The organism is Vagococcus sp. WN80Y, from assembly GCF_059621045.1.
Genome location: NZ_JCAQHY010000173.1, coordinates 113,345 through 136,555 on the forward strand (window position 1 = coordinate 113,345; position 23,211 = coordinate 136,555).

Consider the following 23,211-nt stretch of genomic DNA (forward strand, 5'->3'; position numbering starts at 1 on the left):
ATGGGAGAAAAAGACTATCAACTTAAAAGTGGCTCGGAGCTTTTAATCGAGTCGTTACAGAAGCAGGAAGTTGAGATGATTTTTGGTTACCCAGGTGGCGCAGTTCTCCCCTTGTATGACACATTGTATAAAGGTGAGATTAGGCACATTCTAGTTCGTCACGAACAGGGAGCGGTACATGCCGCAGAAGGATACGCCAAAGCGACTGGGAAGCCAGGGGTTGTTGTCGTGACAAGTGGTCCCGGAGCAACTAATGCTATTACTGGCATTGCAGATGCTATGAGCGATTCGATTCCATTAGTTGTTTTTACAGGGCAAGTTGGAATGCCAGGAATTGGAAAAGACGCATTTCAAGAGGCGGACGTTTTAGGAATTACCATGCCAATTACAAAATATAATTATCAGGTACGAGATGTCAAAGATATTCCAAGAGTGATTAATGAAGCATTCCATATTGCAAATACAGGAAGAAAAGGGCCAGTCGTGATTGATTTGCCAAAAGATATATCGGCAATGGGAACCGAAACAACTTATGATGAGACCGTCTGTCTCCCTAGCTATCAACCGACTGTTTACCCAAATACTTTGCAAGTTACTAAGATGTTAAATGCCTTGGAAAAAGCTAAAAAACCAATTGTGTTGATTGGAGCAGGGGTAATTCACAGTGAGGCTCAAGCAGAAGTTCTCGAGTTTATTGAGAAGTATCAGCTTCCTACTTTAAGCACTCTTTTGGGACTTGGGGCAGTACCTACAACCCATCCGCTATTTTTAGGAATGGGCGGTATGCATGGTTCGTTTGCAGCTAATATGGCGATTACTGATTGTGATTTATTAATTAATATGGGATCACGCTTCGATGATCGTTTGGCTAGCTTGCCAAGTGAATTTGCACCAAATGCAATGATTGTTCATATTGATGTTGATCCAGCAGAAATTGGTAAAGTCATCGATACTCAAGTTCCAATTGTGGGTGATATTAAAGAAGTTTTAAAAGATGCTTTAGCACAGTCCATTAATCAATCTGATAATGAGGAATGGCTAAAGCAAAATATGTCTCATAAAGAACGACATCCATTCCGTTATGACCGAGAGAATCGTGAAGAGATCAAACCACAGCGAGTGATTGAGATAATTGGCGAGTTGACTAATGGTGAGGCGATTGTTGTAACAGACGTCGGGCAGCATCAAATGTGGGCAGCGCAATATTACCCTTATAAGAATGTCCATCAGCTAGTGACAAGTGGTGGCTTAGGAACGATGGGATATGGGATTCCTGCGGCGATTGGCGCGAAGCTTGGCTGTCCTGATAAAGAGGTTGTTTTGTTTGTAGGAGATGGTGGCTTCCAGATGAGTAATCAGGAATTGGCTATTTTAAATGATTATGGGATTGATATCAAGGTAGTTATTTTAAATAATCACTCCCTTGGAATGGTTCGTCAATGGCAGGAAAGCTTTTATGAAGGCCGTCGATCAGAGTCAGTCTTTATGAGTCAACCTGATTTTGTGAAAATGGCTGAAGCATACAGTATTAAAGGCGTTAAGCTATCCAATCCAGACACACTGGATGCAGAGTTGCAAGCTCTCTTTGAAACAGCTGGTTCGGTTTTAATTGATGTGGATGTATCAGCTACCGAACATGTTTTACCGATGGTACCCACAGGTAAAGCTAATTATCAGATGTTGGGGGTGGAGTAGATGAAACGATTAATTATCGCACTGGTTAACAATCAATCGGGAATTTTAAATCGAATCAGTGGTGTCTTAACTCGTCGTCAATTTAATATTGACAGTATCTCCGTCGGTCCCACAGAAGATAAACATATTTCACGGATTTCGATTGTCGTTCAAGTTGAATCAAAAGATGAGATTGAGCAAATTATTAAGCAGTTAAACAAGCAGATTGATGTAGTTAAAGTATCAGATATAACAGATGAACCACATATTGAGCGAGAACTAGCTTTAGTGAAAGTGAATGCGACCGCTGCGACACGTTCAGAGATTTTTACGTTGATTGAACCATTCCGTGGCAATGTCATTGATGTTGGGACTAAATCATTAATTATCCAAGTAACTGGAACTAGTGAAAAAATTGATGCTTTTGTGGATGTAATTAGATCATATGGCATCCAACAGTTAGCGCGGACAGGCGTCACTGGTTTCACGAGAGGCGCGAAATAGACTATACAATAGTAGGAACACGATTTTATTATTTGATAATAAAATCACATAAATAAAAAAGATAACTCGTAAAAAGGCTGTATGGCTATTAAAGTAGTGACACATAGACCTAAAACGAGACCTGGAGGGAAATGCACAATGGCAAAAGTATATTATGAAGATTCAGTGACAAAAAACGAACTAGAAGGAAAAACAGTTGCGATTATCGGATATGGTTCACAAGGACATGCTCATGCGCAAAACTTGCGTGATAATGGAAACCAAGTGATTATTGGGATTCGTGAAGGGAAATCAGCAGAAGCTGCTCGTAATGATGGCTTTGATGTTTATCCAGTAGCAGAAGCGGCTAAAAAAGCCGATGTTGTAATGATCTTAGCGCCTGACGAAATTCAAGGTGACTTATATGAAAATGAAATTGCGCCTAATTTAGAAGCTGGCAATGCACTTGCTTTCGCTCATGGTTTCAATATTCATTTTGACGTGATTCAGCCACCAGCAGATGTGGATGTTTTCTTAGTAGCTCCAAAGGGTCCTGGTCATTTAGTACGTCGGACATTTGTTGAAGGTTTCGCAGTTCCAGCGCTGTTTGCAGTCTATCAAGATGCAACAGGTAAAGCAACAGACGTGGCAATGTCGTATGCGAAAGGCATTGGCGCAACTCGAGTAGGCGTACTAGAAACGACATTTAAAGAGGAAACAGAAACAGATTTATTTGGTGAACAGGCTGTCCTTTGTGGTGGAACCACTCATTTAGTTCAAGCAGGATTTGAAACATTAGTTGAAGCAGGCTATCAACCAGAGATTGCTTACTTTGAGGTACTGCATGAATTGAAATTAATCGTTGATTTAATGTATGAGGGTGGCATGGCTAAAATGCGTAACTCAATCTCTAATACAGCTGAGTACGGTGATTATGTTTCTGGGCCACGAGTAGTTACTTCTGAAACAAAAGCACGTATGAAAGATGTGTTAACTGATATTCAAACAGGAAAATTTGCTAAAGGCTTTATCGATGATAATAAAAACGACTTTGCAAACTTCAAAGCGTTACGTAAAGAACAGGAAGGTCACCAAATTGAAAAAGTTGGGGCTGAATTACGTAAAATGATGCCGTTTGTTAAAGAGAATGCCTAACAAAGCTAATAAGTGAGATAGCTATTAGTCCAATCTAACAGATAGGCAAACAGTACTGGTTATGTTACAATGTACCCATTAAAATAAGGTGTATAAATTAAGAGGTGGCTGGGGCAGACGTATGTCACAGCCCCTCTCTCATTAAGAAAAGAAGGTTTGATAGGATGGAAGCAGACTTAGTAACGAAAGAAGAAGTTGAGGCGGCTTATGAGGTCTTAAAAGACGTAGTAAGGCGAACCCCTTTGCAATATGATGATTATTTATCTCAAAAATACGAGTGCCACGTTTATTTGAAGCGAGAGGATCTACAGCGGGTTCGTTCATTTAAACTACGTGGTGCCTATTATGCCATTAGTCAATTGTCAGAAAAGCAATTAGCAAAAGGCGTGGTCTGTGCAAGCGCTGGTAATCATGCTCAAGGTGTGGCTTATACTTGTCAGGCGATGAAAGTTAAGGCGACAATCTTTATGCCAACAACCACTCCTAATCAAAAGATATCTCAAGTGAAATTTTTTGGTGGATACTATGTGAACATTCAATTGGTAGGAGATACATTTGATGCCTCTGCCAAAGCGTCTCGACAATATGGCGCTGAACACAATCAAACCTTTATTGATCCATTCAATGATAAAGATGTGATTGCTGGTCAAGGGAGCTTAGCGGTTGAGATGATGGCTGATTTAAAAGGCAAGCAAGCCGATATGATTTTTGCAGCGATAGGTGGCGGTGGTCTAATCAGCGGTGTTTCGACCTATGTCAAAGCTGTTAGCCCCAAAACCAAGGTAATCGGTGTGGAGCCAAAGGGTGCTCGTTCAATGGCTGAGGCATTACGTCAAGGTCATTCAGTCGAGTTGAAGAAGGTTGACTCATTTGTAGACGGTGCAGCTGTGAAAAAAGCTGGGGATAAAAACCTAGCCCATGTCCAAGCCTATGTTGATGAAGTGATTGATGTAGAAGAAGGGCTGGTTTGCTCAACGATTTTAGAATTATATACACGCCAGGCAATAGTGGCTGAACCTGCTGGCGCCTTAAGCATTGCTGCTCTGGCAGATAATCAAGCAGAAATTAAAGGCAAGACGGTTATTTGTATTGTTAGCGGCGGGAATAATGACATCAACCGAATGCAAGAAATCGATGAGCGATCGTTGATTTATGAAGGTCTGAAGCATTATTTTATCATTAACTTCCCTCAACGACCAGGGGCTTTAAGAGAGTTTGTAACAGACATTCTTGGGCCAAATGATGATATTACTAAGTTTGAATACACCAAAAAAGTTAACCGTGGCAGTGGCCCAGTTATAATCGGAATACTGTTAGCGGATAAAAATGACAGTCAAGCCTTGAAGGAACGAATGGCTGAATTTGATCCAAGCTATATTGATTTAAATCAAGACCAAATGCTCTTTACCTTATTGGTTTAGTTGCTACATTTACAACTGTTTATTGATGACTCGTTCATTGATAAGCAGTTATTTGGGTAGAGCGTTGTGTTGAGTGAGAAGGGGATGTCTGTTGTCTCTTTTTGTAGAGGGGTCACTAAAATAGTGGGCAGTTTAATGAGCCATATATATCCTGTTATATAATCGAAAGTCCCACAAGCACTCTCCAATATTCTGATCTTTAGAGAGGATATATATTTCCGACTTATTTTACGGGATGTATATATCTACAATGATTTTGTGCTATACTGTTCTTTATAAAATGGAATAGAGAAGAAGACGATGTTCCTTTTAAGTGTGACATTCAGGAAAAATGGAGGATGTTTCCTTTTTTTCTGTCCAACACGCCGTTTATCTTATTCAGCCTTTTTGAAAGGATAAGCGAATTTAACCAGTTCATGAGGAGGATTATTATGAGAATTGCTGTAGATGCCATGGGTGGCGACAACGCCCCTCAAGCAATAGTTGAAGGGATTATGCTGGCTCAAAAGGACTATCCAACTATTGAATTTCAACTATACGGCAAAGAACCTGAAATTAGAAAATACGTAACAAACGACACTAATATTAAAATTATTCATACAGATGAAAAAATTGAGAGTGATGATGAACCAGTTAAGGCGATTCGTCGTAAAAAAGAGGCATCAATGGTTTTAGCAGCAAAAGCCGTTAAGGATGGCGAGGCCGATGCGATTTTTTCAGCAGGAAATACGGGGGCATTATTGGCCGCGGGGCTCTTTATCATTGGCAGAATAAAAAATATTGAGCGTCCTGGATTGATGACGACAATGCCGGTGATGGGAAATCCTGATGGCGGTTTTGATTTCATCGACATGGGTGCTAACGCTGATAATAAGCCAGAGCATATTTTGCAATACGCTATCTTAGCTAGTTACTATGCAAAAAATGTTCGTAATATTGCTAATCCGACAGTTGGCTTGTTGAATAATGGTTCTGAAGCAACTAAAGGCAGTGAATTGACGAAAGCGTCTTATGAGTTATTAGCAGCGGAAACGAGTATTAATTTTATTGGAAATGTTGAAGCCCGTGATTTATTAACAGGAGTGGCCGATGTTATTGTAACAGATGGTTTTACTGGTAATGCCGTTTTGAAATCGACAGAAGGAACAGCAATGGCCTTGATGGATGTCTTGAAGGCGTCAATTTTAGGGGCAGGAATTAAAGGAAAGCTAGGGGCTGTTCTCTTAAAAGATGCACTACGTGGTATGAAGAAAGAACTGGATTATTCATCCCATGGCGGCGCGGTCTTATTTGGTTTAAAAGCACCGGTAATTAAAACGCATGGATCAACTGGTCCAGAAGCAGTTAATTATACGATTCGTCAAATTCATAATATGCTAGAGAGTCATGTGATTGATGATTTAGTTACTTATTTCGAAGAAAATAAAGCTGAGTAAGCCTGTTAAACCGCATTTTGTCAACTAACATAAAAAAAGAGATAGACAAACGTCAGATAAATCAGTAGAATGATAGTGAGATATTTGTAAAGAGTTTGTAATAGTCGGGAGGTGAACAGACGTGACGAAAGAAGAAGTACTACAAAAAGTTCGCTCAATTATCACCAAGCACTTTGACGTTGAAGAAGACAAAGTGGTTGAGACCTTAAACATTAAAGATGACCTAGGCGCAGATTCAATCAGTATCATGGAATTTGTTCTAGAATTAGAAGATGAATTTGGCACTGAGATTTCCGATGAAGACGCAGAGAAGATTGAAACAGTCGGAGCTGCAGTTGAATACATATCAAGTCACCAATAATAAATCACAGAGAGTTGTTAGAATATTCTAACGATTTTCTGTGATTTTTATCATTTTAAATGTGTGATAAATAAACTTATAATGAGATTAGAGCCTAATAGGGCATGAAATAATTGATAAAACGAGGTTCTTTGAGTATAATTATTAAATATCACAAAGAATTATGAGAAAGTAAAAAGAAGACTCCTTTAGTAGGGAATTCGGGATAAAAAGGACAAACGTGTTTCTAGTGGAACACAGGAAAGAAAGAGGGGTTTCCGATTGAATGTTGAGGATCAGCTGTTAGATATACAAGATTTGCACACAGGATTTCGAATAAAAGATGCGTTCTATGACGCAGTAGACGGGGTTTCAATAACGCTTCAAAAAAATGAAATATTTGCCATAGTAGGTGAATCTGGTTGTGGTAAAAGTACCTTAGCAACGACTATTATGGGGCTGCACAACCCAAATAATACGCGGATTAGTGGCCAAATAGTCTATAAGGATTTGGATTTATTAACCTTTAACGAAACGCTTTACAATCAAATTAGAGGAAATGATATTGGGATGATTTTTCAAGATCCCTTATCAGCACTTAATCCACTGATGCGGATAGGTGATCAAATTTCTGAAGCCCTGTCAGCACATACGACGTTTACAAAAGAGCAAAAAGAGGCTCGAGTGATCGAATTGTTAGAGCAAGTTGGGATTGTTAACGGTCCTCGAGTCGCTAGACAATTTCCTCACGAACTATCTGGCGGAATGCGACAACGGGTAATTATTGCGATTGCGATCTCCTGTAAACCACCGATTATCATAGCAGATGAACCAACGACTGCGTTGGATGTGACGATTCAAGCACAAATTTTAGATTTATTAAAAGAGTTACAAGCGGAAACGCAAGCAGGAATTATTTTAATTACCCATGATTTAGGAGTCGTTGCAGAGATGGCTGATCGGGTTGCCGTCATGTATGCGGGTCAAATTGTTGAACAAGCGACTGCCGAGGATTTATTTAATAACCCGCAACATCCTTATACGAAGTCACTACTTAACTCAATTCCTCAAGAAGATTCAATGGATGAAGAGTTGCATGTGATAGAGGGGATTGTACCATCATTGAAAAACTTGCCAAGAACAGGGTGTCGTTTTGCCCCACGGATTCCTTGGATTGCAGAGACCGAGCATGAGGAAAGTCCAAAGCTCCACGAAATTACTCCAGGTCATTTTGTTAGATGTACGTGTTATAAACACTTTCATTTTAAAGATGAGGAAGGAGCGCACTAATGGCATTGATTGAAATTAAAGATTTAAAGGTTCATTACCCGATTCGCAGTGGCTTTTTAAATCGAGTGACTGACCATGTGTTGGCAGTTGATGGCGTTGATTTTACCATTGAAAAAGGGAAAACTTACGGCCTTGTCGGCGAGTCTGGTTCAGGGAAATCGACTATTGGGAAAACGATCGTTGGCTTAGAAAAAGCAACATCAGGGCAAATTATTTATGAAGGACAAGATGTGACTCGGCGCGGCGCTCAAAAATCCCTTGATTATAATAAAGATGTGCAAATGATTTTTCAGGATGCTATGTCTAGTTTAAATCCTAAGAAACGTGTGATGGATATTATTGCCGAACCGATTCGTAATTTTGATCGCTTGTCAGATCAAGAGGAAAAGAAAAAAATCAAAGGCTTGTTAGATATTGTGGGAATGCCAGAGGATGCCCTCTATAAATACCCACATGAGTTTTCTGGTGGTCAAAGACAGCGACTAGGAGTGGCTCGAGCAGTTGCGACAAGTCCAAAATTGATTATTGCAGATGAGCCTGTTTCAGCTTTAGATTTATCGGTTCAGGCCCAAGTGTTAAACTTCATGAAACGAATTCAAGAAGAATATGGCTTAAGTTATTTGTTTATTTCCCATGATTTAGGGGTTGTTAAGCATATGTGTGATAACATCGCGATTATGACCAAAGGACGTTTTGTTGAAATTGGTACTCGTGAAGATATCTACACAGCTCCTCAGCATATTTACACGAAACGATTACTGTCTGCAATTCCTAAAATTGACGTGGCAAATCGTGAGCAGCATATGGCTAATCGCCGAGCGGTTGAAAAAGAATACCAAGAGGTTTATCAACAATACTTCGATCAAAATGGTCGTGTGTATGATTTACGCACCCTAACGGATTCTCACCAAGTGGCACTAGCAACGGTTGAAAGTGGGGGGAACTAGTTATGTGGAAAACAATTTTGAGACGTGTGATTTTAATGATTCCACAAATCATTATCTTAAGTATTTTTATTTTTGCTCTAGCCAAGGCTATGCCGGGAGATCCTTTTACGGGACTGATTACACCAGATACAGATCCTAAGCGAATAGAAGAGCTACGTGAAGAGGCTGGGCTAAATGATCCGTGGCCAACTCAGTACGTTAATTGGGTTAAAAAAGCAGCGACTGGGGATTTTGGGATTAGTTATGTTAAGAAAATGCCAGTTTCCCGTGTGATTGCTGATAAAGCTGTTAATACGATTTGGCTATCCAGCTTGGCGTTGATTTTGACTTATGCGATAGCTTTACCATTAGGAATGTTAGCAGGGAGGTATCAAAACTCCATATTAGATCGATTTGTTGTGGTTTACAACTATGTGAGCTTTGCTGTACCACCATTTGTACTATCTTTATTGATGATGTACGCTTTTGGGTATAAGTTAGGCTGGTTCCCGACGAATGGTTCAGGAACAGTGGGGATTCCTCATGGCACTTTTGAGTTTTATTGGGATAAGTTTATGCATATTATTTTACCTGCGATTACTCAAGCGTTACTGGCAACTGCGGTAACAATTCAGTACTTAAGAACTGAAGTAATCGATTCGAAAAGCTTGGACTATGTTCGGACTGCCCGTTCTAAAGGCGTGCCGGAGGGGAAAGTTTACACTCGCCACATCTTTAGAAATGCATCGTTACCAGTAGCATCTACCTTTGGTTATGAAATCACTGGTTTAATTGGTGGCTCAATCTTCATCGAAACCATCTTTGGTTACCCAGGTATTGGGAAATTGTTTATTGATTCGTTAAATGGACGAGATTACAGTGTGATTACGGCATTAGTATTGATTCTCGGAATCGCTACATTAGTCGGTACCCTGTTATCAGATATTATTCTGAGTATCGTTGATCCACGAATTAGAATTCAATAAAACCAGAGAAAGGAAAAGGTGACGAGGATGGCTAATATGACCAAAGTTGAAAAACAACAATTACATGAAAGTACACCACCAATGGGCTTTAATGTTATTGTACGTGAATTTAAAAAAGATAAAGTAGCAATTGTTTCATTGATTATCATTATTACCTTACTATTAGCGGCATTTGTTGGCTCAATTATTATTGACGCAGATAAATTAATGGAAGTTGATATTTTAAATCAATACGCTAATCCAAGTGCAGAGCACTGGCTAGGAACGGATATCTCCGGTCGAGATGTGTTTGGTGAATTGATCGTTGGTGCAAAAAATACCATATTAATAGGCTTTAGTATCACAATTATTACCTCAATTGTTGGGGTTTCCTTGGGGATAATCTCTGGCTATTATGGAGGACTTGTTGATAATATTTTAATGAGAATTGTTGATTTTGTTATGGTACTGCCAATGCAAATGATAATTATCGTTTTTGTGACAATTATCCCTAAATATAATATCTACTCTTTTGTTTTAATTATGAGTGCTTTTTATTGGGTTGGAAAAGCCCGTTTGTTTAGAAGTAAAACTTTGTCAGAAGGTCGCAAAGACTATGTCAGCGCGTCAAAAACTTTAGGCACAAGTGATTTGAAAATCATGTTTCGAGAGGTCATGCCCAATTTGAGTTCGTTAATTATTACCAACTTGACGATCAATTTTGCGGCTAATATTGGGATTGAAACGGGACTAAGTTTCTTAGGCTTTGGTTTACCGTCAGATGTTCCGAGTCTAGGAACATTAATCGGTTTTGCTAGGGAGTCGGACATTCTAGTCAATAAAACATGGGTTTGGTTACCTGCATCGTTATTTATCTTAATAATGATGTTAAGTATAAATTACGTCGGTCAAGCGTTAGGTCGCTCAGCAGACGCTAAACAACGATTAGGATAAAACAAAGGGGGAAACGAAATGAAGAAAAGAGCTTTAGGATTAGTGACGCTTGTAACAGTTTTGACACTTGGTTTGGCAGCATGTGGAAGCAAGGACAAAGATGACAAGGGATCAAAGGACAATGGAGCAACAACAGAGGAGACAGCTAAATTCCCATCAAAAATTGAGAACAAGGCTGATTCAATTGAAGGTGGTACTTTAAAAGTAGCATTACCTTATGATACTCAATTCCAAGGCGTTTGGTCGCAAGCTTTGATGGAAGATGCTTATGATCAATTTTTGATGGAACCGGCAGAGCAATATTTGTTTAATACAGGAGACGACTTCCGCTATACAGATACTGGGTTAGCAACACCTGATTTTGATGTTGATAACAAAAAAGTAACTGTGACTCTTAAAGATGATTTGAAATGGTCAGATGGCGAAAAATTAACAACAGATGATGTAATCTTTGCTTATGAAGTAGTAGGAAATAAAGATTACACTGGTGTGCGTTATGATGATCGTTTGGCTAATATTGTTGGGATGGAAGACTATCACGCAGGTAAAGCTGATACTATTTCAGGTATAAAAAAAGTCGATGATAAAGTGGTAGAAATTAATTATAAAGAAATGAGCCCAAGTATTGAATTTGGTAGTGGCTTATTGCAGTATGTAATGCCTAAACACCAATTAAAAGATATTGCAATTGCAAAATTAGTTGAATCTGATGAGATTCGCAAAACGCCTGTCACAACAGGACCATACTATATTAGTAATGTTAAAACAGGTGAAAGTGTTGAGTATACAGCTAATGAAAACTATTTTAAAGGAAAACCAAAATTAGATAAAATCGTGATAACAGTTGTGCCAAACTCAACAGTTGTTGATGAACTGAAAGCGAAGAAATTTGATATTGCTTTAGATATGCCGTCAGATGCTTTTGATAGCTATAAGAAGATTGATGGTTACCAAAATGTAGGGCGTGAAGAGTTGTACTATTCTTACATCGGCTTTAAATTTGGTAAATTTGATAAAGAAAAAGGCGAAAATGTTTCTGATCCAAAAGCTAAAATGGCCGACAAAGCATTGCGTGAAGCGATTGCCTACTCAATTGACACGAAACAATTAGGAGATAAAATCTATAGTGGACTGCGGACACCAGCAAATTCAGTTATTGTTCCTGGCTTTAAAGGGGCACATGATGAAAGCCTAGAAGCCTTCACTATTGATGTTGATAAAGCGAAGAAGATTTTAGCTGATGCAGGTTATAAAGACAAAAACGATGATGGGTTTGTTGAAGATAAAGACGGAAAAGAGCTAAAAATTAACTTGGCTGTAATGTCTGGAAGTTCAAGTGCTGAAACCGTTGCAGACTACTTTAAACAAAGCATGAAGAAAATTGGCTTGAATGTTGAATTTACAACAGGCCGTTTGATGGAATTAAATTCATTCTACGATAAATTATTAGGTGATTCTGATGATGTAGATATGTATGCTGCTGCATGGAGTACAGGAACAGATCCTAACCCTGCTGAGTCATTTGGCAGAACAGCTCAATACAATATGATGCGCTTTACTTCTGATGAGATGGATGCGGCTTTGAAAGATATTGCATCAGTAGAGTCATTTGATCAAGATCATAGTAATGAAGCATATAAAAAATTCCAAAAACTTGTTAAAGATGAGATCCCAGTTATCCCATTAAACTATAACTACCGTATTAGTGTGGTAAATGATCGCGTTAAGGATTATAACTACAGCTACTACACAACTGAAGAAGTACCAAACAACTGGTTTGGCATTTCGTTAACAGCTGACAAAACTAAATAATAAATTATCATTATTACCAGCCAAAGTGTTACGTACTTTGGCTGGTAATTTTTTTTGCTTTTATCGAACGTTTTTCACATAAAATTAAGATTTGATGTAAGTTAAATTGCAATTGGATGAGAAATAGTATAGTATACTAATTAGTTGTTTAATAGTTTTAATCAAATTTTAATAGTGGCGGAAGTGGCAGACTCAAGTTAAGTTGAGTTTGAAGGCTTTCAAACAAGGGGGAAAATGTGATGAAATTGAAGAAAATGATCTATACAGGGCTTGTAACTGTTGCAGCACTGACGTTGGTAGCGTGTGGTGGTGGAAAAAAGGATGCCACTGATGGCTCCAAGGACGCTGGGAGCGGTAGCTCAAAACTAGCGAAAGAGCAAGTATTTCATACAATTGTCGATCAAGAGATGAGTTCTGCTGATTTGGCATTAAATACGGATGTTGTAGGTGCATTGGTACTTAACAATGTTTATGAAGGGATTTATCGGTTGGACAAAGACAGTGAGCCACAACCAGCTGGCGCAACTGAGATGGCCGAGGTTAGTGAGGATGGCTTAACGTATAAGGTTAAATTACGCGAAGATGCTAAATGGTCAAATGGTGATCCTGTTACAGCTAAAGACTATGTGTTTGGGTGGCAACGCGTCGTTGATCCAGCAACTCAGTCTGAGTACGCTTATTTACACGGAGCAGTCAAAAATGCTGAGGCAATCACAGCTGGCGATAAGGATAAATCTGAGTTAGGTATTAAGGCTGTAGGTGATTATGAATTAGAAATTACCTTGGAAGAACCAACGCCTTACTTTGATCGTTTGCTGACATTTACGACTTATTTCCCGCAGCATCAGGAAACAGTTGAGAAATATGGCAAAGAATACGCAACAACTAGTGAAAAAGCCGTTTATAATGGGCCATTTATCCTAACAGAATTTGATGGACCGGGAACTGACCAAGATTGGACCTACGTTAAAAATGACACTTATTGGGACAAAGACACCGTTAAGTTAGATACTATTACTGCTAAGGTAGTAAAAGAAAGCTCAACGGCGCTTAACTTGTATGAAGATGGCCAAGCGGATGATGTTCGATTGACGGGTGAATTGGCTCAGCAGATGGCAGATGATCCAGCGCTTGTTATTGAAAAACAAGCGGGCCTTTACTATTTTGAATTGAATCAGCGAGACAAGGACTCAATCTTTAATAATGAAGATTTGCGTAAAGCTATTTCTTATGCACTTGATCGTGAGTCACTTGTAACAAAAATTTTAGGAGACGGTTCAATAGCAGCGACAGGATTAGTTCCTGCTGATATGACCAAAGATCCTGATGGTGGTAAAGACTTCGCAGAAGAGTCAGGTAAACATTTAGAATATAACAAAGAAAAAGCCTTAGAACATTGGGAAAAGGCTAAAAAAGCTTTAGGTAAAGATAAAATCGAAGTTGAAATCTTATCATCGGATTCAGATTTCTCTAAGAAAAACGTTGAGTTCGCTCAAGGAAGCTTAGAAGAAACTCTGCCAGGAATGAAAGTATCAGTGGCACCAGTTCCATTATCTGTCAGAATTGAACGTAGTAACAAAGGTGACTTTGACATCGTATTGGGCGGATGGTCTGCTGACTATGCTGATCCAAGTAGTTTCTTAGATCTATTTGTTACAGGAAATTCTTATAACCGTGGCCGTTTCTCTAGTAAAGATTACGATGCTAAACTACAAGAGGCAGCGACAACCAATGCAGCTAAGCCAGCTGAACGTTTCCAAAACATGGTTGAAGCTGAAAAGATCATCATGGGAGACATGGGCGTTGTGCCAATCTACCAAAATGCTGAAGCGCATATGCGTAGAAGTACGATTAAAGATGTTGCCATTCATGGTGCGGGTGCACATTATGATTACAAGTGGGCTTATGTAGCAGCTGAATAATTACGTAATGGAACGCGTTTATCGCACAATATACGTGAAATAAAACTGGGGCGTGACTTATGTCACAGCCCCTCTTTGTGTTAGAAAATATTAAAATAATGATATGATAGACACCTTTTATATAAAATGCTCAATAAAAAAATAGGTTATTTAATTTTTTTATTAATAACCTGGCTTAAATGGACATTTTACTTAGTTTTTTATAGCCGAAATAATTAAAGTTGATGTTAAAAGTTAGAATTTTCAAGGGATAAAAAGCAAAAATATGACTTTTTTTAGATTTCATTCTGTTTTTTCAATGAACAATAGATTGCAATATGGTGAGAAATGTTATATCATATGAATTAATTGTTTTAATTTTTTAATGAATTTTTAACATTCAAAAGGGGGAAATGTTATGAAGTTGAAAAAAATGATGTATGCAGGATTAATTACTGTTGCAACTCTTTCACTAGCGGCCTGTGGTGGCGGTAGCAAGGATAGCGCAACAGATGGTTCTAAAGGCTCTGGAGATACAGGAAAAGTCGAGTTAGCCGATGAGCAGACATTCAGTGTGATTGAACAACAAGAAATGCCGACAGCAGATCCATCGTTAGCGACGGATGTTATTGGTGCGCGCGCATTAACAAACACATATGAAGGGTTGTATCGTTTAGGCTTAGATAGTGAACCAGAAGCAGCAGGTGCAGCTGAGCTTGCTGAAGTGAGTGAAGATGGCTTAACGTGGAAATTGAAACTACGTGAAGAATCAAAATGGTCAAATGATGATCCTGTAACAGCTAAAGATTACGTGTTTGCATGGCAACGAACAGTTGACCCAGCAACAGGCTCAGAATATGCGTCAATTTTTTCACCAGTTAAAAACGCAACTAAGATTTCTGCAGGTGAAATGGATAAAAAAGAATTAGGGGTTAAGGCAGTTAGTGATTATGAATTAGAAATCACATTAGAGCAGCCAACACCGTACTTCAAGTATTTACTTGCATTTAAACAATACTTCCCACAAAATCAAGCAATTGTTGAAAAATATGGGAAAGACTTTGCAACATCAAGCGAAAAAGCTGTTTATAATGGGCCTTTTGTCTTAGCAGACTTTGATGGACCAGGAACAGACCAAGAATGGGCATATGTTAAAAACGACAAATATTGGGATGCTGACAACGTTAAGTTAGACAAGATTGATGTTAAAGTAATCAAAGAAGCATCAACAGGCTTAAATCTATACGAAGATGGCCAAATTGAGGATGCAACCTTAACGGGTGAATTAGCGCAACAAATGGCAAATGACGAAGAATTAATTATTGAAAAATTGGCAAGCACACAATACATGGAGCTTAACCAAGCAGATGAAAAATCTCCGTTCAGAAATGCTAACTTACGTAAGGCTATTTCTTACTCAATTGATCGTGAGTCATTAGCAACTCAAATTCTAGGTGATGGTTCTGTGGCAGCGAGAGGACTTGTCCCAGCTGAAATGTCATTTAACCCTAAAACGAAAAAAGACTTTGCTGAAGAAGCAGGGGAATTTATCGAATATGACAAAGAAAAAGCCAAAGAATATTGGGAAAAAGCTAAAAAAGAATTAAAGATTAAAGATCTAAAAATGGATATCCTATCATCTGATGCAGATTCATCTAAGAAAACAGTTGAGTATATTCAAGGTGCGATAGAAGAGAACTTAGAAGGCGTTAAAGTAACGGTTAGTCCAGTGCCATTCTCTGTTCGTCTAGAACGCAGTAACAAAGGCGATTTTGACATGGTTATCGGTGGTTGGAGTGGTGATTACACTGATCCAATTACGTTTATCGAATTATTTACAACAGAGAATTCTTATAACCGTGGAAAATATTCAAATGCTGATTATGACAAACAAGCAAAAGAATCAGGAACGACTAACGTGAGTGATGAAAAGGCTCGTTGGGAAAACTTAATCGAAGCTGAAAAGATTTTAATGGACGACATGGGTGTCATTCCTCTTTACCAAAGAGCAGAAGCGCACTTACGTACCTCAAAAATCAAAGATATTGCGATTCACCCAGCTGGCGCGCATTATGATTATAAATGGGCTTATAAAGTGAAGTAGTTATTTTCTTGAACCTGTCTGTGGATAATTCATCGGACACGAAAAGAGACTGCGGACAATGTCCCAGTCTCTTTTGGTTAGAGAAATAGTTTCTAACAAAGGAGCTTTTTTATGAGTGGATACATCTGTTTAAGAAAAAATTCCCTGAGACAGGTCTCAGAGAACTAAATGAAAAGCAATAAAATTAACGAAATAACTAACAGGCTAGTAGCCACTGACAACCAGTAAAAAGGTTGTTTTGAGAAAATTTCTGAGGTTTTAAGGTACTCTTTTGGTTCGGTGTTTTTTCTTAAGCGGAGTGTGTTCTTCATATTTCTTTGAAAATTATCAAAAAAACCAGAAATAAAAATGCCAATAAAGGCAGCGATCATAAAGAACAATAAGGCTAGCATAAAAAAACTGTTAGAGAGAGCTGTCAAAGTAATCTCCCGTTTTATGAGTAATAAAAAGGTTGGCGTTAATAGGCAAAGACCTAAAATAGTCAATGCACATTGCTTTAATACGGTCATGTAAATCGCTCGCTTTATCTAAGTTTATGGTGGCAGTGAGGACTCTGCTAATATTGAAATTAACTGCCTATCATGCTATTATCTAATAGGTTTACTTACTAACTGTAATCTAATTTCCAACTATTGTCAAAATAATAAATGAAAGTTGAGGTCATGTGACTTGAAGAATTTCGCCAAGTATTTTTTGAAGCGTGTTATGTTCATGCTGATTACGTTATGGTTGATTTCGACTGTGACATTTTTCTTAATGAAGATGATCCCTGGATCACCTTATGTTAACCAAGAAAAACTCAGTCCAGAACAGATTGAAATTTTAAACAAGCAGGCTGGTTTAGATAAGCCAGTTATTACCCAGTACGGGATTTATATGAAGAATATTGTTCAAGGTGATTTTGGAACCTCGTTCCAATTTAAAAATCAACCTGTCTCGAAATTATTGTCTAACCGAATTGGGCCATCTGTCCAATTAGGGGCTCAAGCTATTATTTTCGGAACTCTTGTAGGGATTATTTTAGGACTCGTCGCAGCGATGAGACAAAATACATGGGTCGATACCGGGGCAACCTTGATTGCAATACTGGGACGTTCCATTCCCAACTTCGTTTTCGCGGTGTTATTACAGTATGTGTTCGCCGTTAAATTGAAGATTTTACCAATCGCAATGTGGAACCAAGGCTTTGCCTCAACAATCTTACCAACGTTGGCTTTATCGATGTCACCTCTTGCTGATTCAGCTCGTTTTATTCGAACTGAAATGGTGGAAGTATTAAGTACAGACTATATCGAATTAGCGCGTGCAAAAGGCTTAAGCCGTTGGCAAGTTGCTTTCCGCCACGGTTTACGTAACAGTTTGATTCCATTGATCACACTTTTAGGACCGCTGGCTGTCGGCTTGATGACTGGGTCATTGGTTGTTGAAAATATTTTTGCCATTCCGGGAATTGGGGAGCAATTTGTTAAGTCAATTATGACCAATGACTACCCGACCATTATGGCTGTCACCATTATGTTCTCAACGATGCTAGTAGTTGTTATCTTATTAGTTGACTTATTATATGGTTTAATTGATCCACGAATTCGTGTCTCAGGAGGTGAACGGGGCTAATGGAACAGACTGACTTGAAAAAATTACCATCAGATAGCTTTGAACCCCTTGACGTTTCCACTAATCAAGAGCGTGAAAAAATTGCCGCACCGTCACTGAACTTTTTACAAGACTCATGGCGTCGTTTAAAGAAAAATAAGGGAGCTGTTATCTCTTTATTTCTCTTAATCATTATTACATTAGTGGCCTTTGCCTCAATTTGGGTATCGCCACATGATCCAACTAAACAAAATCCGTCCTATGTAAACTTACCGCCACGGATTCCGGGCTTGAAGATTGATGGGTTTAATGGAACAGCAGTTGTCGGTGGCAATCGTGTCGATAAATACAAAGCGGCAAAAGTACCAGACGATGTTAATTACTATTTAGGAACAGATGGCTTAGGCCGTGATTTACTTTCTCGTTTATTAATGGGAACACGAGCATCGTTAATCATTGCCTTTATTGCCGCGATTCTTGATTTAACCTTTGGTGTCACCTATGGGCTGATTTCAGGGATGCGTGGTGGTCGAACAGATAACGTCATGCAGCGAATACTAGAAATCCTTTCAGGAATACCTAACCTTGTTGTGATGATCTTGATGCTGACAATCTTAAAACCAGGGATGAGCTCTATCATCGCCGCTATGGTTATTACTGGTTGGATTACAATGGCACGGATTGTTCGAGCCCAAACATTGAAGATTAAAGACCAAGAATATGTGTTAGCTGCCACAACTTTGGGCGAATCTCAAGCTAAAATTGCTATGAAGCATGTCTTGCCAAACATCTCAGGTGTCATCATCGTACAGATGATGTTTAGTATCCCCTCAGCGATCTTTTTTGAAGCTTTCTTAAGTTTCATCGGATTGGGACTAACACCGCCACAAGCGTCTCTAGGGATGCTTTTAAGCGAAGGGTATAAGACGTTCCGTTTCTTGCCCCACTTGATGTGGGCGCCAGCGATCGTTTTATCTGTTATCATGATTTGCTTTAACTTACTAGCTGATGGCATGCGCGATGCCTTTGATCCAAAAATGAATGATTAGAGTGGGTGGAGAAATGGAAAAAGTATTAGAAATCAAAAATTTACATATATCATTTGATACTTTTGCTGGTAAAGTTCACGCCATTCGTGGAGTAAATTTCGATTTACACAAAGGTGAAACACTAGCGATTGTGGGAGAGTCTGGTTCAGGTAAATCCGTCACCACAAGAAGTATCATGCGCTTATTATCAAACAATGCTAATATTGATAGTGGTCAAATCCTTTTTAAAGGGGATGACTTGGTTAAACGCAGTGAAAAGGACATGCAAAAGATTCGTGGAAAAGACATTGCGATGATTTTTCAAGATCCAATGACCTCACTTGATCCAACGATGAATATCGGAAATCAAGTAGCTGAGTCCTTACGTAAGCATAAAAAAATATCCAAAAAAGATGCACTAGAAAGTGCCTTAGAGTTATTACGCTTAGTGGGTATTCCTAACGCAGAAAAACGCTTGAAGAATTATCCCCATCAATTTTCTGGTGGCCAACGTCAACGGATCGTGATTGCGATTGCGTTGATTTGTTACCCAGAGGTATTGATTGCAGATGAGCCGACGACCGCTTTGGATGTGACGATCCAAGCTCAAATCATTGATTTAATGAAAGAAATTCAACAAAAAATTGCGACGTCAATAATTTTTATTACTCATGATCTTGGGGTCGTGGCTAACGTCGCTGACCGTGTAGCTGTTATGTATGGCGGACGGATTGTTGAAATCGGTACGGCTGATGAAATTTTCTATAATCCACAGCATCCATATACATGGGGCTTATTGAGTTCAATGCCGACCCTTGATACTAAAGGGGAAGAGCTGTACGCGATTCCTGGCTCACCACCGGATTTATTGGCACCTCCATCAGGGGATGCTTTCTATCCGCGGAACGAGTTTGCGATGAAGATTGATGCTCAAGAAGCACCTCCTTATTTTAAATTATCAGAGACTCATCAAGCAGCGACTTGGTTGTTAGCACCTGAGGCACCAAAAGTAACACCGCCGCCGGAAATTGTCCGTCGTCACAAGATTTACGAAGAAAAACAACGAGGCAGTCACGTCTAGAAAGGAGCTGACAAGATGAGTGGAGTTACGAAAGATAGCAAAGTTATTTTAGATGTTCAAAACTTGAAGCAATATTTTAATGTCGACCGTCCGGATCAAGTCAAGGCCGTTGATGGTGTCAGCTTTACGATTTACGAAGGGGAAACCTTTGGTCTAGTTGGCGAATCTGGTTGTGGTAAATCAACGACAGGTCGTAGTATTATCCGGTTGTACAATCCAACAGATGGTACGATTAAATTTGATGGTGAAGATATTAGCGGAATTAAAGGGCGTCAAAACTTGCACAAGTTCCGTCAAGAAGTTCAAATGATTTATCAAGATCCTTATGCGTCACTTAATCCGCGGATGAAGGTTAAAGACATCATTGCAGAAGGAATTGACATTCATAAGTTAGCTAAAAATGATACAGATCGTGATCAACAGGTTAATGATTTGTTGGAAACCGTTGGGCTAGACAGAAGTCATGGCACGCGTTATCCACATGAGTTTTCTGGTGGTCAACGTCAACGGATTGGGATTGCTAGAGCCTTAGCTGTTCAGCCTAAATTTATTATTTGTGATGAGCCAATCTCTGCCTTGGATGTGTCAATCCAAGCACAGGTCGTTAACTTGTTACAAGAATTGCAAGAAAAGAAAAAATTAACTTACTTATTTATCGCCCATGATTTATCAATGGTAAAATATATTAGTGACCGAATCGGCGTGATGTACTATGGCAAATTAGTTGAAGTTGGGTCAGCAGAAGAGGTTTATAATCACGGCTTACATCCTTATACGGAAAGCCTGTTATCTGCGATTCCGCTACCAGATCCAGACTATGAAAAGAATCGTCGTCGAATCACTTATGAACCAGCAGCAGATGATAATAAGGTGCGTGAACTACGGGAAGTGGCACCAGATCACTTTATCTACTGTAGTGAAGACGAAGTAGCTGGCTATCAAGCTAAGCTAGCTGAGAAAAAAGCTAAAAAATAAGTTAGGCTAAGAGGTCGGTAAGTCCTGCTACCATGATAGGACTTGCCTCTCTTTTTATCATCTATTATCAGAATATTTCGTATATTCTGACAGATGGTTTGAATAACGAACTATAAAAAACGAATGGGGGCAGGGAATATGAAACAAAACAACTGGTTAAAGATGGGGATGGTGCTTGTTGCACCGATGCTACTGATGGCGTGTGGCAGTAACAAGGAGGATGCCAAAGATCTAGGAGATGGAACAAAAGGAAATGACGTGGAACAGGTCTTCAAAACAGTAGTCCCTCAAGAAATGCCGACGATGGATGTGTCACTGAATTCAGACGTCATTAGTTCAACCGCCACTAATAGTGTCTATGAAGGGCTTTACCGTTTTAATGGTGAAGGAAAGGCCGAACCAGCAGGCGCAAGTGAAACGGCTGATATTAGCGAAGACGGCTTAGTTTACACCTTCAAATTGCGTGAGGAAGCAAAATGGTCGGACGGTAAGCCACTGACCGCAAAGGATTATGTCTATTCTTGGCAACGTGGGGTGAATCCTGATACAGGTTCTGAGTATGCCTTTTTGTTTAATGCGGTTAAAAATGGTGAAGCAATTTTGGCTGGTGACAAAAAAATTGAAGAACTGGGAGTTAAAGCTGTAAGTGACTACGAATTAGAGGTGACACTTGAGCAGCCAACGCCTTATTTTGATTATTTAGTTGCCTTTTCTACGTTCTTCCCGCAACGTCAAGACATTGTTGAGAAATATGGTAAAGAGTATGCCTCAACTAGTGAGCATGCTGTTTACAATGGGCCATATGTTTTAGCAGATTTCGATGGACCGGGAACAGACATCGATTGGAGCTACGAAAAAAATCCTGAATATTGGGATAAAGAGACGGTAAAGCTGGACCGGATTGAAGTCGTAGTAGCGAAAGAATCTTCAACTGCTCTAAATCTTTATAAAGATGGGCAAGCTGAAGACATTATTTTGAGCGGTGAATTGGCTCAACAGATGGCGACTGACCCAGATTTTGTTTCGGATAAAAAAGCGAGCACAATGTATTTAGAAATGAATCAAAAAGATAAGGACTCACCATTTAATAATCAAAATTTCCGTAAGGCGATTTCTTATTCAATTGATCGTGAATCACTTGTTAATCAAATTTTAGGGGATGGCTCGATTGTTCCGACTGGACTAGTGCCTGCTGGAATTAAGCTGAATATTGATGGGAAAGAGCATGAATTTGCTAAAGATTCTGGAAATCATGTTGGTTTTGACCAAGATAAAGCTAAAGAGTATTGGGGAAAAGCACAAAAGGAATTAGGGAAAAAAGAAGTGGAAATCAATTTGTTAACGTCTGACACTGACTCTGCTAAGAAAGTCTCTGAGTACCTTCAAGGGGCAATTACGGAAAGCATGCCAGGGGTCAAGGTGAGTGTGAGTCCGGTTACTTTTGCGATTCGGATTGACCGTGGCTTAAAGACCGATTTTGAAATGTTAAACTCAGGATGGAATGCAGATTACGCTGATCCAAGTACATTTATTGATCTCTTTGAGACGGGTGTTTCTTATAATTTAGGTAAGTACTCAGATCCAGAATACGATAAGTTAGTTAAGCAAGCATCAATTGAGCATGCAAACGATCCAGAGGCTCGGTGGAAAGATATGCTAGCAGCGGAAAAACTGATCTTAGATCAAGCGGCAGTTATTCCTCTTTATCAAAAAGCGGAGGCTCATCTGCGGACTCCGAAAATCAAGGATGTTGTTGTGAATGCAGCAGGCGCCCCTTATGATTATAAATGGGCTTATAAAGTTAAATAATTGATTGAAGGGGGGAGACGAAAGTTTGACAGCTGTCTCTCCCTTAAGTGTGATAATTAGTGATCTAAGTCTAGTAGTTTTGAAGTTGATATTAGTGGATAGCAGTATAAATAAGAGTGTTTCAGATGTTTTTTTACGTCTAAATGTCTTATTTGGCTGTCTATGGACTATTTTATATACAAAGAGGTGCTATTTTTTTATTGAGAGTTTCAAAGTATGTTATTTAAAAAAATTGACTTTTTTTTATTTGAATAATGACTTGAC

The 23,211-nt window shown here is 39.1% G+C and carries 19 protein-coding genes; 18 read left to right on the forward strand and 1 reads right to left on the reverse strand.

Features of this window, described 5'->3' with window-relative positions:
- The 13 genes from ilvB to AC5KOD_RS20260 all read left to right on the forward strand — a co-directional run bounded on the left by ilvB (position 1) and on the right by AC5KOD_RS20260 (position 16,461).
- On the forward strand, positions 1-1,695 hold the full coding sequence (gene ilvB, locus AC5KOD_RS20200) for a biosynthetic-type acetolactate synthase large subunit (protein WP_496916390.1): 1,695 nt from the start codon (positions 1-3) through the stop codon (positions 1,693-1,695).
- Positions 1,696-2,178 carry an acetolactate synthase small subunit gene (gene ilvN, locus AC5KOD_RS20205; RefSeq protein WP_496916391.1) on the forward strand — a complete coding sequence of 161 codons (483 nt, stop codon included), beginning with the start codon at positions 1,696-1,698 and terminating at the stop codon, positions 2,176-2,178.
- 138 nt (positions 2,179-2,316) lie between these two features.
- Positions 2,317-3,312 (forward strand): ketol-acid reductoisomerase, encoded by a 996-nt coding sequence (gene ilvC / locus AC5KOD_RS20210; protein ID WP_496916392.1) that lies wholly within the window; start codon positions 2,317-2,319, stop codon positions 3,310-3,312.
- A gap of 164 nt (positions 3,313-3,476) precedes the next feature.
- Positions 3,477-4,733 (forward strand): threonine ammonia-lyase IlvA, encoded by a 1,257-nt coding sequence (gene ilvA, locus AC5KOD_RS20215; protein ID WP_496916393.1) that lies wholly within the window; start codon positions 3,477-3,479, stop codon positions 4,731-4,733.
- Between the two features lie 431 nt (positions 4,734-5,164).
- Positions 5,165-6,169 (forward strand): phosphate acyltransferase PlsX, encoded by a 1,005-nt coding sequence (gene plsX / locus AC5KOD_RS20220; protein ID WP_496916394.1) that lies wholly within the window; start codon positions 5,165-5,167, stop codon positions 6,167-6,169.
- Between the two features lie 121 nt (positions 6,170-6,290).
- A complete protein-coding gene (gene acpP, locus AC5KOD_RS20225; RefSeq protein ID WP_496916395.1) occupies positions 6,291-6,530 on the forward strand; it encodes an acyl carrier protein in 240 nt (79 codons plus the stop codon).
- A gap of 261 nt (positions 6,531-6,791) precedes the next feature.
- Positions 6,792-7,799: an ABC transporter ATP-binding protein gene (locus tag AC5KOD_RS20230; RefSeq protein WP_496916396.1), complete on the forward strand. Its 1,008-nt coding sequence runs from the start codon at positions 6,792-6,794 to the stop codon at positions 7,797-7,799.
- Complete coding sequence (locus AC5KOD_RS20235; protein ID WP_496916397.1) at positions 7,799-8,746, forward strand: ATP-binding cassette domain-containing protein; 948 nt, start codon at positions 7,799-7,801, stop codon at positions 8,744-8,746. Before AC5KOD_RS20230 ends, AC5KOD_RS20235 begins: the two co-directional genes overlap by 1 nt.
- Before the next feature lie 2 nt (positions 8,747-8,748).
- A complete protein-coding gene (gene opp4B, locus AC5KOD_RS20240) occupies positions 8,749-9,711 on the forward strand; it encodes an oligopeptide ABC transporter permease (RefSeq protein ID WP_496916398.1) in 963 nt (320 codons plus the stop codon).
- A 36-nt stretch (positions 9,712-9,747) separates the two neighbouring features.
- The gene (locus AC5KOD_RS20245) at positions 9,748-10,644 is read left to right on the forward strand and encodes an ABC transporter permease (RefSeq protein ID WP_496916399.1); all 897 of its coding nucleotides are present in this window, start codon (positions 9,748-9,750) and stop codon (positions 10,642-10,644) included.
- 18 nt (positions 10,645-10,662) lie between these two features.
- Positions 10,663-12,456 carry an oligopeptide ABC transporter substrate-binding protein gene (locus tag AC5KOD_RS20250; RefSeq protein ID WP_496916400.1) on the forward strand — a complete coding sequence of 598 codons (1,794 nt, stop codon included), beginning with the start codon at positions 10,663-10,665 and terminating at the stop codon, positions 12,454-12,456.
- Between the two features lie 245 nt (positions 12,457-12,701).
- A complete protein-coding gene (locus AC5KOD_RS20255; protein WP_496916417.1) occupies positions 12,702-14,378 on the forward strand; it encodes a peptide ABC transporter substrate-binding protein in 1,677 nt (558 codons plus the stop codon).
- 397 nt (positions 14,379-14,775) lie between these two features.
- Positions 14,776-16,461, forward strand: a complete 1,686-nt coding sequence (locus AC5KOD_RS20260; RefSeq protein ID WP_496916401.1) for a peptide ABC transporter substrate-binding protein — start codon at positions 14,776-14,778, stop codon at positions 16,459-16,461.
- A gap of 164 nt (positions 16,462-16,625) precedes the next feature.
- On the opposite strand, the gene AC5KOD_RS20265 is transcribed toward AC5KOD_RS20260, so the two are convergent.
- Positions 16,626-16,970: a DUF3899 domain-containing protein gene (locus AC5KOD_RS20265; RefSeq protein ID WP_496916402.1), complete on the reverse strand. Its 345-nt coding sequence runs from the start codon at positions 16,968-16,970 to the stop codon at positions 16,626-16,628.
- A 160-nt stretch (positions 16,971-17,130) separates the two neighbouring features.
- Between AC5KOD_RS20265 and opp3b the strand changes: the two genes are divergently transcribed.
- The 5 genes from opp3b (at position 17,131) to AC5KOD_RS20290 (ending at position 22,947) form a co-directional block, all read left to right on the forward strand.
- A complete protein-coding gene (opp3b, locus tag AC5KOD_RS20270) occupies positions 17,131-18,075 on the forward strand; it encodes an oligopeptide ABC transporter permease (RefSeq protein ID WP_496916403.1) in 945 nt (314 codons plus the stop codon).
- Positions 18,075-19,103, forward strand: coding sequence for an oligopeptide ABC transporter permease (gene opp3C / locus AC5KOD_RS20275; RefSeq protein ID WP_496916404.1), 1,029 nt, complete (start codon positions 18,075-18,077; stop codon positions 19,101-19,103). The genes opp3b and opp3C overlap by 1 nt, the downstream gene beginning before the upstream one ends.
- A gap of 13 nt (positions 19,104-19,116) precedes the next feature.
- Positions 19,117-20,163, forward strand: a complete 1,047-nt coding sequence (locus AC5KOD_RS20280; RefSeq protein WP_496916405.1) for an ABC transporter ATP-binding protein — start codon at positions 19,117-19,119, stop codon at positions 20,161-20,163.
- Between the two features lie 15 nt (positions 20,164-20,178).
- Positions 20,179-21,138: an ABC transporter ATP-binding protein gene (locus AC5KOD_RS20285; RefSeq protein WP_496916406.1), complete on the forward strand. Its 960-nt coding sequence runs from the start codon at positions 20,179-20,181 to the stop codon at positions 21,136-21,138.
- Positions 21,139-21,276: 138 nt separating this feature from the next.
- Positions 21,277-22,947: a peptide ABC transporter substrate-binding protein gene (locus AC5KOD_RS20290; RefSeq protein WP_496916407.1), complete on the forward strand. Its 1,671-nt coding sequence runs from the start codon at positions 21,277-21,279 to the stop codon at positions 22,945-22,947.
- The last annotated feature ends 264 nt before the right edge of the window (positions 22,948-23,211 follow it).